This window comes from Achromobacter sp. RT286_PF (assembly GCF_059760425.1).
Map to the genome: position 1 here is coordinate 45,028 of NZ_JCBAMR010000008.1, position 13,555 is coordinate 58,582.

The window sequence follows — 13,555 nt, forward strand, 5'->3', positions numbered from 1 at the left end:
TTTCCTCTCCCACCCGCCGGCGCCTGTTGCAGGCGCTGGCCGTGGGCGCGTTGGCGCCGTTGGCCGCCTGTGCGCCGCCCCTGTCCTTGAACGCCACGTTTCTGCAACTGTGGCGCAGCCATCTGGATTTGACGCCTGAAGACTGGCGCGTGCGGCTGTCCGCCTATCGGCGCCTGGGATGCCGCGAGATCTTCCTGCAATGGGTCGGCCTGGAAGGCGGACGCCCTGACGACTGGATGGCGTCCGATGCCACGCTGCGCATGATTTTCGACGAGGCCGAACACCAGGGCCTGGGCGTGCATGTGGGCCTGCCTTACGACCAACGCTGGTGGGAGATGCTGGGCAACGCCAACCCGCGGGCATTGGCCGCCTACCTGGACCACACCCGCACGCGCGGCGTGGCGTACATGCAGGCCGCGCCCTGGCCCAAGCGCAGGTCGTTTCGTGGGTGGTACCTGCCCTACGAGCTGGAACAATACAACTGGGCCTCTGCCGCGCGGCAAGCGTTGCTGATGCCGTGGCTGGACGCCTTGTCGCGCGCGGCGCAGGACACCAGCCGGGGGCGCCCGCCCTGTATTTCCACCTACCATTCCCGCCTGCCCACCGACGGTTCGCTGATGAACCTGTGGAGCGCCATCCTGGACCAGGTGGCGATTCACCCCATGATCCAGGATGGCGTGGGCGTGTCCGGCCTGGCCAACTACCAGGCGCTTGCGCCGCTGCACGACATGCTGCTGGCGCGCCGCGCATCGTTCGATCTGGTCCTGGAACTGTTCGAAGAACTGCCCTCGGGCAGCACCGACGGCTCGACCTTCAAGGCACGCTCGGCGGACTTCGATCGCGTCAAGCAACAGTGGGAAGTCGCGCGCGGCTATGGCGCCAAGCGGGTGGTGGCGTTTGCGATTGATCCCTGGGTCATCGACAACACGCCCGAGGCGCGAGCGCTGATGCGCGCCTGGCTGGACGCGCGCGTCTAGTACGACAGCGTCAGGTTGATGAACAGCCCGCGCGCCCGGTCGGCCGCGCCCCCGCCGATGTTGAAACGGTACTGCGTGGTCAGGTCCAGATAGGATCGTGGCGCGTTGTAGTGGTCTTCACGGAACCAGTAACGCACGTTGAAGCCGGGGCCCGCGCCCAGTGACCATGACGAGCCATTGCCTTGTTGGTCGATGGAATATGAATCGCCTTGGATGTTGAAGGAGGCGCGGTTCTTGTTCCACAGCCAGTCGGCGCCCACGACTGCATACGGAAAGAACACCAGCCGGTCGCTGATGGCATCCATCCGATAGCTGCGGCCCGCCCGCAGTTCACCGGCGCCAAACGCCTGGTCGCGTTTCATGCGGCCCGAGACCTTGTCGCTGTCTTCGCCGGTGGCGTTGTTGCGCAGCCAGAATTTTGCGGGCATGTCCTGCCAGGAATAGCCGCCCTGCAAATAGCCTTCCATCGTGAACCAGTCGGGGCGGTCGATGCGCAGGTTCGTGCCTTCGTACAAGCCATAGGTGATGTAGGCCAGCCACGCGCCGTTGTCCGCCGTGGTCTGGTAGTGGGGCGATTGATTCGTCTGATTCAGCGCGCAACGCAGGGCGGCCGGCGCGGGGCTGAACGTGCCCTGGCGCGTGGCAGTGCCGAGGTTGAACTGCCGTTCAATGCCGAACGTCAGGCCCACCTCGGTGGATGGCGTGAAGCGCATGCCCAGCGACCCGACCGTCGTGGGCAAGCCCGCGATGCCTTCGTTGCGGGTCTCTGCGACATCGATGCTGCCCCCGCATGGGTCGGCGACGGTCTGGCCGGTCGTCTTGCCGCCTTTGTCATACAAGGTGTTGGAAAAGCGGCCATACAACTCGAAGGTCTGCGTGGCCGAATTCAGGAAGTCAGCCGGGCGCCAGAAGATCTCGGCCGTGCTGAAGACGGCGTCGCCAGGCACCGTGATTGCCGCGCCGCCCAGCCCGGAGGACGCCGGTCGCGCGCCGCGATAGCCGGCGGACACATAGCCGCCCCATTCGCGCGACAACTCGGCAACGCCGCTGCGCGTGTCGAAGCGCTGCTGCGGCGTCAGTTCCAGTTTGCCGGCATCGGCTTCATCAATAGCCTGCTTTAAATCCGCTACCGCGCCGCGCTTGTCGCCCGCGCCGGCGCGCGCATAACCTTCGTCCAGGATCACGGTGGGCGGCGCCTTGCCGGTGGCGCGCGCGGCCTGGAAGTCTTGCAATGCCAGGGCCGGCTGCTTCATACGTTGGCGCAGGTAGCCGCGCTGCATCAGCAGCGTGGGGTCGTTGGGTTGCGCCACCAGCGCGTCGGTCATGCGTTGATGGGCCTCGGCCAGCTGTGCGCCTTTGCCGGCCGCAAGCGTGGTGGTCAACAGCCGCTGGTATTCCGGGTTGGCCGGGTCTTGCTCGACGGCCAGGCGGGCCTGAGCGATGGCCTCGGCATAATCTTCGCGCGCATAGGCGGCATAGGCCCGCGCGGCGGGGCCGCCGCTGCCGACCGCGTCGGACGGCAGCAGTTCGCAGTAGGCGCCGGGCTGCGCATTGCGGCAGTCTTGGACCGGCGCGGGGTAATTGGCCAGCGTCAGCGTGGCGGGCACGGCGGGCCGGGAACGCGCGCGTTTTATCCGCGCATCGGCGGCGTTGTCCTGGTTGCCCAATGGCGTCATCAAGGCCAGCGCGCGGGCATTTTCGCCGCCGGCCAATGCGGCGTCGGCGGCCAGCAGCCGGACGTTGCGGCGCTGGGCTTCGGTTAATTGTCCTTGCTTGAGCGCCGCGTCAAAGTCCGCGTTCGCCAGATCGGTCTTGCCCTGGCGCTGGCGCAGGTAGCCGCGCATGACCAGTGCCGTAACGTTGCCGTTGGGCGCGCGGGTGGCGGGGGTGGCTTCGGCGCCGGCGGTGGCGTTGATGGCGTCGGTGGCGGCCGCTTCGGCTTCGGCCAGGCGGTCGCTTTGCATCAGCGCTGTTATCAGCAGCATGCGATAGCTGGCGGTGTCGGGTGACGCCGCCACGGCCTGGCGCGCCAACGGCACGGCATCATCCACACGGTTGTTGCTTAATGCCTGGTAGGCGGCATCGGCCTGTTTGGCGGCCATGCGCGCTGCCATCGTCTGGCGCCGAGCAGCCAGATCTTTTTTGTTCGGAGCGCCCAGCGCAATTGCGCGGTCGATGGCGGCGTCGGCCTGGGCGTATTGGTTCTGCGCTTCCAATGCGTCCAGCCACAGCATGGCCCACGCACCTTGCTTGGGGTCGATGCGAAATGCGCGCTCGGCGCCGCTTGCGGCAGCGGCATAGTCGCCGCGCTTGTAGTCGGCGTAGGCGCGTGTGGCGATGGGATAGCCGCGACGGTAGGCCGAGGCGGCGGGGGATGCGGCAGGCGATGCAGAGGCCGATGCAGCGGCCGATGCGGAGCCGGGCGCGGTGGCGGCAGCAGTACCGGGCCCCGGCCCTGGCCCAGGCACGGTCGCCGGGGCGGGCGTGGAAGCCGAGGCGGCTGGCGGTGCCGCGCGCAGATTGGCGCGGGCCTGCCGTAACGCGGGCGTATCGATGCCTTCCTTGATGGCGTCGGCGGCGGCCTGGTCGGCTTCTTTCAGCTTGCCTTGTTTTTGCAGCGCGTAGATTCGCAGCAGGTGCAAGCGTTCCACGTCCGGGCGCAGCACAATGGCCGATGCGGCCTGCCGCGCAGCCAGCTCATAGTTGCCGGCATCGAAATTCTTGTAAGCCTCTTCGGCGAACCGAAACGCGGCGCCTTCCAGCGGCGCTTCCGTTTTCGCGGTGGCGGGCGTGGCGCTTTGCGCGCTGGCTGGCGGCGCAACCCCCATGCCGGCCAGGGCGGCGGACAGAATCAGCGAACGGGTCAACGGTGTCATGTCGGCGCGGGTTTGTCTTTGGAGTGCGGTGGGGTGGTCGCCTGTCCTGATTGTTGAAAGTCGATGGCTTCGCTTAGCGTGCCTTCGTCCAACCAGCCTTGCTCGGTCAGGATCTGTCCCAACGGCTTTTTTTCGCGCGCCTGGATCTCAAGCGCGCGCGCCAGCGTGTCCTGGTCAATGGCCTGCCAGGACAACAACAATTCGCCAAGCCGCTGGCGTTGCTGCGATAACTGGTCCGTGCTGGGGAAGTCGTGCATGGTCTTGTCCCATGCCAGTCGCTTGCCCGTAATCAGGTGTGCGATGAACAGGCGCCACGCGCGCGCCGCGGCCATGGCGTTGATGAAGTTGCCCACGATCATGCGGGGAATCGACAGCACCGCGTGTTCACAGCCATACATGCGCCCGACGAAGTACGCGCGCTGCACAACGCGAAGCAGCAGCGCCACGGCGTTGAGCCACATCAAAATCACCAACCATCCTCCGGGCCGGAAATACGACGGGTAGTACACCTTCCACCATCCAAATTTATCGGCCAGGAAGAACACGAAGAAGTTCGCCAGCAACACGTAGGCCAGGATCGCGATAAAGGACGTCACCAGGCCCTTGCGGTCACGAAACAGCAGGTACCGATTGGCCAGGGACCCGGTCCAGCCCACTTGTTGCCACCCTTGCAAACCGATGCCCAATGTCCAACGCGCCTTTTGCCGGTACGCGGTGCGAAACGTGTTCGGAAAATACTCGCGCACGCCCAGCGGCATGCGGATCGTGGAAACTCTTTCCGGCCCCAGGCCGAACCACGAGCGGCGGCGCGTGACGTATTCCACTTCGAACTTGCCGAAGATCTGCTTCATGCCGCGCTGCGCCAACCGCGCCCCGATGTCGTAGTCTTCTGTCAGCGTGTCGGTATTGAACGGCTGGTTGTTGGTTTCGGCCGCCAGCTCCTCCAGCGCGCGTCGCGAGAAGCAGGTGCCCACGCCGGCGGACGGCACCATCTTGGACAAGCTCTCGCGCACCACGAGGTCCTTGGTGTGCCATTCGGCGAATTCGTCCATGTAGGTGCCAGCCACCAGCTCGTGCCAGTGACGTTCCAGCGACGTGACCGGCAGCTGGATGAAGTCGATGCGCGGCAGCAGATAGTTGTAGTACTTGAGCTCCAGCGGATGCAGCACGTCTTCGCTGTCGTGCAGGATGACGCCGGCAAATGGCACCGGCTGCTTCGCGTTCTGCGCGAAGATGGCCTGCACGATCCAGTTCAGGCAATCGGCCTTGCAGGTAGGCCCGTCGTGCGGCACTTCAACGCGGATCAGCTTGCGGTAACGCCGCCGCATCCGCTCGACTTCGTCGATGGTGCGCTGGTCGTTCTGGTAGGTGCCCGCGAAGATCATGTAGTCCTTGTATTCCAGCGTGGACACCATGGTTTCAAGCATCGACGAGATCACGTCGTACTCCAGCCAGGCAGGCACCATGATTGCCAGCGGCTGTTCGGGCTTGGCGCGCAACTCCTCGGCGGACAGCGCGGTGTAGCGTCGCTTGACGGTCAGCGAACGGCGCAGCTCGCGCAGCCAGAACCAGGCGTCGATGAACAGATCATCCAGGCTGGACAGCAAGATGATGACCCCCACGACGGCGGTCACCACTTCCAGCCCGCGGTAATAGTCCGCGATGAAATACGGCCAATAAAGCGAAGACATGGCGGTGTCCGGCTTACGGGTTGCCGCGGTTCTTCTTGCGGCCCACGCGCCGCGCCACGATCAGGATCAATATCAGGATCAGCAGCGCTACGCTGATCGCCGGCACGCTCCAGGCGATGTAGCGGCGCCATTCGAAGAACGCGCTGCCTCCGGGGCCCGCGGGGTTGCTGGCTTCCGGGTTGGCGCTGTCTATCCAAGCAATCGGTCCGTTGACGCCGACGACGGCCACGTTGCCGCGGTTCAGCACGAAAGGCGCGTCGAGCATGCCCGGGTGTTGGCCCACGGTGTGCCAAAGCACACCGTCCCGGCCATTACCGCGCACCACCTCGGCGGTGCTCAGGTGGTCCAGCCCGGAGATGTCCAGCCAGCTTGCGTTGCGGCCATCCACCTTCAATTGCTTGCGGTCGGTGACCTGGACCATGGGCTTGGCGCCGTCCACCGGCACTTCCATGGCCAGGAAGGCCCGGGCCGGCTTGAACGGCTGGCCTGCCGGCGCTACCGATAATTCCGCGCGCGTGGGCGACACGCCGCTTGCCGACGCGATGCCGATCACCCGCTTGATGTTGTCCGGCGCGTCGGCCAGGTAGCTGTCCGGAATGATCACTTGCGGGTTGCCGGCCATCAGCGGCAACAGCCCCACAAAGGTGCCGTCCGGCTGCGGCTTGCCGGGCTTTACGTAGCTGGTGGGCAGCACGTTTACCGGGTAGCCCTGGGAAATTTCGTTGCAGTCGACCGATACGGGCTGGCGTTGGAACTGGACGCGCAGCGCATTGGTCACCCCCAGGGCATAGCCGGGCACGCGCGCCGTCAGGCGCTCGGGTTTGCCGTCGGCATCCATCTGCCGGGCGGCCAGCAAGATGCCGTTCCAGAACACCGATGCCACGGGCCGCGTCGACGATGCGCCGGGGGCCGCCGCCAGGTCCAGCACCAGTTCGTCGGGCATCAGGCCGTCCGAGGACACGGTCCCCAGCGGGAAAGTGGTGGTCCAGTCGCCACGCGCCACGACGTCGAAGCTGGTCGCCGAGCCGCCCAGGGTGGTCAGGCGCACGGCGCCGTCGTCGGAAGCCTGCGGCGAGGTGGCCGTTTTGACATTGACCTGCCGTGTGACCAGTATGCGGCGCCATGCGCTGTCGAACGCGCCCGCCGCTTGCGCGCCGGCATCCGCCGCCACGGCGATGACGGCCTGCCGGCCCAGCGGCAGCAAACGAATATCGCCCGAGGGCAGGTCGGTGCCTGCCAGCGGCATGCGCGCCTGGCGCCAGGTCTTGAAGGCGGCGGCCGCATCGGTGTCGCCGGCAAGCTGCGCGGCCAGCGCATCCAGCGCTTCGTTATAGCGGCCCCGCAGCGCGGCGTCGGCAATCACGACGTCGCCGCTGACGGCGGGGGCGCCCAACACCAGCAGCGCGCCGATTTCCGCCGGGCCGGCCAGTTTGTGCGCAGGCTTGTTGGCAACGGCGGCAAATGCCGCAACCTGTTCCAGCCCCGCCGGTGCTTGCAGGCCACGCGTATCGACCTCGTCGCCCACCGATGGGAACGCACGAACCGCGACGCGCTTGCCCGACCTTTCCAACGCCACCCCCAGGCGCCAGGCGCTGTCGAAGGCCTGCTGGTCCAGCTTGGCGCCCGCCACCATCAGCACTGGCTTGCCGGGCAGCGTGCCCCACGCGTCGTCCAGATTGCCGATGGCCGAGGCGTCGTAGCGATAGCTCAGGTGCGTTTGCGGTGAAATGACCAGCGCATTGGCGGTGGCGCGGTTGCTTTCGCAGCGGCGCAGCGCGATTTCCGATTGCCAGTCCACGCCCAGGCGCAAGAACCCGGACTCGCGGTTGCGGTTATCAACGTTCAGGCTGCGTGTGACCGACCCGTCGCCATCGGCGATGCGCTCCGCCGTTTGCGGCACGCCATCCAGCCACAGCACCAAGGTGGTCCGGCCGGCCTCGCCCTTGGCATATCTGGCATCAAACGTCAGTGTGGCGTCCGAGATCGGCACGCCGCGCGGCACGGGCAGATAGAACTCCTGGCGTGCATCGCTGTTGCTGAGGACGACGGGGTCCTTGACGCCCAGGTCCAGCAAGGTGGTGTCGCGCGTGATCCAGCCGTCGCCCTGCAAGCGCCGCAACGCATCGCCGGCCGGGCTGGCCAGGCTGCTTAGCGGCATGGCCAACCCCGCCATCATCAAGGCATGGCAAAGGACTCGGGCAACGGGGACGGGCAGGGCGCTGGGGTGCATTGGGGGCTCCGGGGCGGAATGCGTCGCGAATAAGGTCGGGCCGATCAAGGCAACGGCTCGGGATGGCTGATCGGGCTTCTGTTCAGGGCTATTGATCGGGGCTATTGATCGGGGCAGGGGCGTTACGTCAGGGCGAGGGCGCGTTGGCGTCCCGGTACGGATCGAACTCGGAAACCTCCCGCCCGCATAGCGCGTCCACGATGCGCTGGCTGGCGTGGCCGTCGCCGTAGGGGTTGATGCGCCGTGAGAACGAGGCGTGCTGGTCGGCGTCGTCCAGCAGCCGGTTGACCTGGGTCACGATCCGCCTCGTGTCGGTGCCCACCAGGGCCACCGTGCCGGCTTCCACGGCCTCGGGGCGCTCGGTCACGTCGCGCATCACCAGGACCGGCTTGCCCAGATAGGGCGCCTCTTCCTGCACGCCACCCGAATCCGTCAGGATGAGATGGGCGCGCTGCATGAACCACACGAAATCCAGGTAATCCAGGGGATCGATCAGATGGACATGCGATAGCCCGGCCAGGTCCGTCATGACCACATTGCGCACCTGCGGGTTCAGATGCACCGGGTACACAATCTGCAAATCATTGCGGCGCGCCAGTTCCGCCAGCGCCGCGCAAATGTTCTTGAAGCCGCCGCCGAAACTCTCGCGTCGATGGCCGGTGACCAGCAGCAGGCGCCGCTTGGGGTCCAACCAGTCGTAGCGCGCGTCCAGACCTTGTGCGAGCGGCCCGGCCGGGTCCAGCTTGGCGCAGGTCATCGCCAGGGCGTCGATCACGGTGTTGCCCGTTACGGTGATTTTTCCGGCAAGGTTTTCGCGCATCAGGTTGGCGCGCGATTGCGCCGTGGGGGCAAACAACCAATCGCCCACGGCATCGACGACGCGCCGGTTCATCTCTTCCGGGAACGGCATCGCCAGATTGCCGGTGCGCAAACCGGCTTCGACGTGGCCGATGCGCACGCGCCGGTGGAAAGATGCCAGCGCACACGCCGACGCGGTGCTGGTGTCGCCGTGCACCAGTACGCAGTCGGGCTGCTCCGCGTCCAGTACCCTGTCCACGCTTGCGATCAGCCGCGCATACAGGCCGTTGAGCGTTTGGTTGGGGACCATGACGTCCAGGTCGTGCTGGGCGCGCAGGTCAAACAGCGCCAGGACCTGGTCCAACATCTCGCGGTGCTGGCCGGTCACGCAAACCACGCTCTGTATCTGTGGCTCTTTGCCAAGCGCGGTGACCAGCGGTGCCATCTTGATTGCTTCGGGACGGGTCCCAAAGATGGATAGGACTTTCATCACAAGATGACCCTCCCCAGAGCGTGGTGGCGTCCATTATGTCGTGAAAGTATTCGTAATATGTGACGGATTATGTCTGTAACTGCAATATTCCGAGACGCAGGGGATGACGACCGCGAGGTGTCGTGGCCCGTTGTTAAGACGCAAAAAAGCCAACTTTGTGAGCGGGCGCGGAAGGGTTTGCTGCGGGGCGGCGCTACGGCTGCGCGTCGTCGGCCCGGTAACGCAGCGCTTCGATCACGAGCGCCAGCGCAGGCGAGATCTGGCGTCGGCTGGCGTAGTAGAGGTGGTAGCCGGGAAATTGGGGCCACCAATCCTCAAGCACCGGGATCAGGCGGCCGCTGTCGATATGCGGCTTCATCAAGTCAAACGGAACGTACGCCAGGCCCAGACCGTCCAGCGCCGCTTGCAGCATCAGGAAGGTGTTGTTGAACACGGTCTGGCCATCAACGCGGACATTCAAAGCCTGCCCATTCTTTTCAAAATCCCAGGCATACAGGCCGCCATGGGTGGGAAGGCGCAAGTTCACGCAGCGATGCTCGGTCAGCTCATGCGGTGTGGTCGGCAGCGGCTTGCCCGCCAGATATTCCGGAGATCCCGCTACAGCCATGCGCAGTTCGGGCGCGATGCGTACCGCGATCATGTCCTTATCCACCCGGTTGCCCACGCGCACGCCCGCATCAAAACGATGCGCGGCAATATCCGTGAACGCGTAATCCACGCTGAACTCGATCTGGATGTCGGGATATTGCTTCAGCAAGGGCGCCAACCGTGGCCAAAGCACCGTGGCGATGGCGTGGTCGTGCGCCGTGATGCGCACCGTGCCAGCTGGTTTGTCACGCATCGCGCTCAGCGAAGCCAGCTCCTGCTCGATCTCGCCAAGCCTGGGCGCCAGCACGTCCAGCAGCCGCTTGCCGGCCTCGGTGGTGGAAACGCTGCGGGTGGTGCGCGTCAATAGGCGCACGCCCAGGCGCGCTTCCAGGGCAAGCATGGCATGGCTGAGCGCAGAGCGCGACACGCCCAGTTGCGCAGCCGCCCGGGTAAAGCTGCGTTCGCGAGCCACGGCCACGAAAGCTTGCAGGTCGTTCAGGTTTCCTTTCGCCATTGGTGAATTTTGTACACCGGTGTGTGCGTATTTTGCAGTCTTCTCAGCTAATGATTCGGATCATACAGTGTGAAAAAGCGATCGGCGCAACGGCATTGCGCCGCCTTTCCAACACAGAACAGGACCCATCCATGAACACGCTTTGTAAAACAGCCATCTGCCTGGCGGCGCTGCACACGGGTTCCGCGGGTTCCGCGGGCCCTGCGAGCGGCGCGGGCCCCGCCGAAGCGCTCGAATCCAAGCCGGCCAAAGGCAGCCAACAGCTAACGCGCGCGGGCAGTCAGCCTTCGATGGCCGGGCCCGAGGATTACTTCACCGGACCTGTGCGGGTGGATCCGGTCTGGCCGGCCGACGCGCACATCAACGCGTCGGGCGGCTTGGTCACCTTCGAGCCCGGTTCGCGTTCCGCCTGGCATACGCACCCCGCGGGCCAACGCCTGGTCGTGGTGTCGGGCGTGGGCCTCACTCAGGAATGGGGCGGCCCCGTGCAAGAGATACACCCAGGCGACGTGGTCTGGTGCCCGCCCAATGTCAAGCACTGGCACGGCGCGGCGCCCCACACCGCGATGACCCACCTTGCGGTCACCGGCACGGCTCAAGGCAAGAACGTGACCTGGATGGAAAAAGTCAGCGATGAACAATATAACGCGCGCTAAATCCGCCGCTACGCGGGGTTATGGCCGCGCATTGGCGATGAGCCTGAGCCTGGCTTGCACGGGCGTCCAGGCTGCTCCGCCCACCCCGACCGCGCCGCCCACCCCGACCGCCCGGTCCGCCGCGAATCCACAGGAGTCCCCACCCATGTCCCCCGCACAAACCGCGTCTTCGCTTACCGACCAGACGCTTTCTATCCGTCAACAAGCGATTGTGCCGATTGCGGCTTTTGCAGCCGCCGGCGACCTGGGCAAGCTGAACGCCGCTTTAAATCAAGGCTTGGATGCCGGCATGACGCTTAGCGACGCCAAGGAAGTGCTGGTGCAGCTCTACGCGTACGCCGGATTCCCGCGCAGCCTGAACGCCCTGGGCGAGTTGATGAAAGTGCAACAGGCGCGCAAGCAGCGCGGCATCAACGACGCACCCGGCACCGAACCCAGCCGTCCCATCCCGAAAGGCGACGCCTTGCTTGCGGCGGGCACCGCCAATCAAACCAAGCTGTCGGGCGGGGAGGTGGCGGGGCCGCTGTTCGACTTCGCACCCGTCGCCAACGAATACCTGCGTGCGCATCTGTTCGGCGATATTTTTGAACGCGACAATCTGGATTGGCAAAGCCGGGAGCTCGCCACGGTGGCAATGCTGTCGGCACTGCCGGGCACTGAACCGCAGTTACAGGCGCACATGCGCATCAGCATGAATGTGGGCATTACCGAGGGCCAGCTTCGTCACCTTGGGCAGATTCTGGATGAACGCGCGGATCCCGCGTATGCGCAGCGGGCCCGAGCCGCGCTGGACCGCCATTTAGCGACGAAGGCGGCGGGTTGATCGGCCAAACCGTTTCGGAAATCCCAAAAGAAAAAGCCGCTCGACGATATGTCGAGCGGCTTTTTGCGTCTAGCGGTCAGTGCCGGTCAGTAATGTGCCTTTCGGCAAAAACGTTATTCCTGAAAATCAAAATGTCGAAAATCAGAAAAACCGGCATCAAGGGTATTTGGTGGAGCCGGGGGGAATTGAACCCCCGTCCGCAAGCCCTCTGCAATCAGTTCTACATGCGTAGTCGATTTATTTAGTTTTAACTTTGGACTTAGCCAACCGACAGGCCGGACCAAAGCGATTCACGTAATTTAAATCTGAGCCGTGTGACCCCAGCGCAGACCGATTCCTTGTGAATGTCGCTGCTGCGGTTCGAGGGTTACCCCCCTAGGAAGTTGCCTTCCTCCGCCTGACCCAAGGACAGATCAGTGCAGCGGCTCACCGCTTAAGCGGCGAGAGCGAAACGCTCGTCGTTGGCGTTTGTAGTGTTTCCAGTGGTTTAACGAGCGAACTGGTGCTCGGCATGCCCTGAGTTGTTTCGCGACCCACGTCGAATCCGGATCGGCCCCAAGAACTTTCTATTGTACTGGTAAATGCCATAGCCTGCTGTACTGTCCACATGCCTGCCAAACAAGGCGTGGCGTGGGGGCGACAGCGGTTTCGGCCAGTGTCTTACTCGGCTTAGACGGCGTTTGCGCACGCAGGTTCCGCGGGCGCGCGGCCGCGTGAAGACGCCATCAGCGCCAGCGCCAAGCCCACGGAAATCGCCACGATCAGCGCGGCCGCCCAGCCCAACGATGCCAGCCCATAGTTATCGATGACATGGCCGCCCACCACGGCGCCCAGCCCGATGCCGATATTGGCGCCGGAAATATTCAGCGACGCGGCAAAGGCCGGCGCCTGCGGAGCCGCCTTCATGAGCCGGACGTGGCACACAATAAACAGCGCCGCCTGGGCGATACCCCAGAGCCCCAGGGCCACCGCAAGCAAACCGTGCGATTGCATCACCGGCGCGACGAACACCAGTCCGGCCGCCATCATGGAAGAAAACAGCGCCGTTGCACCCAGGGGGCTGCGGTCCACCATGCGGCCGCCCAGCGTGTTGCCGATCAAGCCCACGGCGCCAAACGCCATCATTGTCCAGCCCACGATCTGGCCGTTGAACCCTGCCAGCCGCTCAAGCATATCGGCCAAATAGGTGTAGGCCGTGAACATGCCGGTAAACACCAGCAGCGACAGCACAACATGGCCCAGCACGATCGGGTCGCGCAGGATGCGTAGCTGTGTCACCAGCTTGACGCTGTCGGCGCGGATACGGGTGCTGGGAAAGGTCAGCAGCAGCAGCAGGGCTTTGGCGAACGCCACGCCGGACAGCACCCAGAACGCGGCACGCCAACCGAAAGCGTCCGATATCAGCACGCCGATCGGGATGCCGAACACGGTGGCCGCCACGATACCGAAGGCGACCAGCGAGATGGCTCGGCCGGCACGCGCGGGGCCCACCAGTTCAACGGCGGTGGCGCTGGCCAGCGACCAGAATACGGGCAAAGCCAAGGCCGGCACGAAGCGGGCCACGGCCATGACCCAGATGTTTGGCGCTATGGCGGCTACGGCGTTTGACACGCCGAACAACGCCAAGACGCCGATAAACAGGCGTTTGCGCTCTACGTTGGCCATCAAGGCCGTCAATAAGGGACCCGTGGCGGCAACCGTGAAAGCAAACAGCGTGACCAGCAGGCCTGCCTGTGAAACGGTCACATCCAGATCGCGGGCCAGGCCGGGCAAGAGGCCGACGATCAGGAATTCGGTGGTCAGGATGGTGAAACCGGCGGCGGAAAGTAGCAGGATGGGCAAAAGCATAGGCATTCCTCTAGCGCGATGCCGACTGGCGGCGCGCGGGGGCAGGGCGTTGTGGTCGAAA

9 protein-coding genes and 1 other RNA gene are annotated in these 13,555 nt (G+C 65.0%); 3 read left to right on the plus strand and 7 right to left on the minus strand.

Features of this window, described 5'->3' with window-relative positions; all coding sequences use genetic code 11:
- Window positions 1-26: 26 nt before the first annotated feature.
- Window positions 27-977 carry a DUF4434 domain-containing protein gene (locus AC6LJY_RS09290; RefSeq protein ID WP_104143122.1) on the plus strand — a complete coding sequence of 317 codons (951 nt, stop codon included), beginning with the start codon at window positions 27-29 and terminating at the stop codon, window positions 975-977.
- Here the strand turns inward: AC6LJY_RS09290 and AC6LJY_RS09295 are convergent.
- From AC6LJY_RS09295 to AC6LJY_RS09315, 5 genes are all read right to left on the minus strand, one after another.
- A complete protein-coding gene (locus tag AC6LJY_RS09295; RefSeq protein ID WP_498135801.1) occupies window positions 974-3,853 on the minus strand; it encodes an NfrA family protein in 2,880 nt (959 codons plus the stop codon). The genes AC6LJY_RS09290 and AC6LJY_RS09295 overlap by 4 nt on opposite strands.
- Window positions 3,850-5,544, minus strand: a complete 1,695-nt coding sequence (locus AC6LJY_RS09300; protein WP_498135802.1) for a glycosyl transferase family protein — start codon at window positions 5,542-5,544, stop codon at window positions 3,850-3,852. The genes AC6LJY_RS09295 and AC6LJY_RS09300 overlap by 4 nt, the downstream gene beginning before the upstream one ends.
- A 13-nt stretch (window positions 5,545-5,557) precedes the next feature.
- Window positions 5,558-7,774 carry a cellulose biosynthesis cyclic di-GMP-binding regulatory protein BcsB gene (locus AC6LJY_RS09305; protein ID WP_498135803.1) on the minus strand — a complete coding sequence of 739 codons (2,217 nt, stop codon included), beginning with the start codon at window positions 7,772-7,774 and terminating at the stop codon, window positions 5,558-5,560.
- Window positions 7,775-7,901: 127 nt separating this feature from the next.
- Window positions 7,902-9,062, minus strand: a complete 1,161-nt coding sequence (wecB, locus tag AC6LJY_RS09310; RefSeq protein WP_498135804.1) for a non-hydrolyzing UDP-N-acetylglucosamine 2-epimerase — start codon at window positions 9,060-9,062, stop codon at window positions 7,902-7,904.
- A gap of 196 nt (window positions 9,063-9,258) precedes the next feature.
- Window positions 9,259-10,167, minus strand: coding sequence for a LysR family transcriptional regulator (locus AC6LJY_RS09315; protein ID WP_498135805.1), 909 nt, complete (start codon window positions 10,165-10,167; stop codon window positions 9,259-9,261).
- Between the two features lie 131 nt (window positions 10,168-10,298).
- On the opposite strand from AC6LJY_RS09315, the gene AC6LJY_RS09320 reads away from it, so the two are divergent.
- Together AC6LJY_RS09320 and AC6LJY_RS09325 are read left to right on the plus strand one after the other, a co-directional pair.
- Window positions 10,299-10,823: a (R)-mandelonitrile lyase gene (locus AC6LJY_RS09320; protein WP_498135806.1), complete on the plus strand. Its 525-nt coding sequence runs from the start codon at window positions 10,299-10,301 to the stop codon at window positions 10,821-10,823.
- A 145-nt stretch (window positions 10,824-10,968) separates the two neighbouring features.
- The gene (locus AC6LJY_RS09325) at window positions 10,969-11,646 is read left to right on the plus strand and encodes a carboxymuconolactone decarboxylase family protein (RefSeq protein ID WP_046802717.1); all 678 of its coding nucleotides are present in this window, start codon (window positions 10,969-10,971) and stop codon (window positions 11,644-11,646) included.
- Between the two features lie 167 nt (window positions 11,647-11,813).
- On the opposite strand, the gene ssrA is transcribed toward AC6LJY_RS09325, so the two are convergent.
- Together ssrA and AC6LJY_RS09335 are read right to left on the minus strand one after the other, a co-directional pair.
- Window positions 11,814-12,203: a transfer-messenger RNA gene (gene ssrA / locus AC6LJY_RS09330) on the minus strand.
- A 112-nt stretch (window positions 12,204-12,315) separates the two neighbouring features.
- Window positions 12,316-13,494 (minus strand): MFS transporter, encoded by a 1,179-nt coding sequence (locus AC6LJY_RS09335; RefSeq protein WP_498135807.1) that lies wholly within the window; start codon window positions 13,492-13,494, stop codon window positions 12,316-12,318.
- Window positions 13,495-13,555 lie beyond the last annotated feature (61 nt).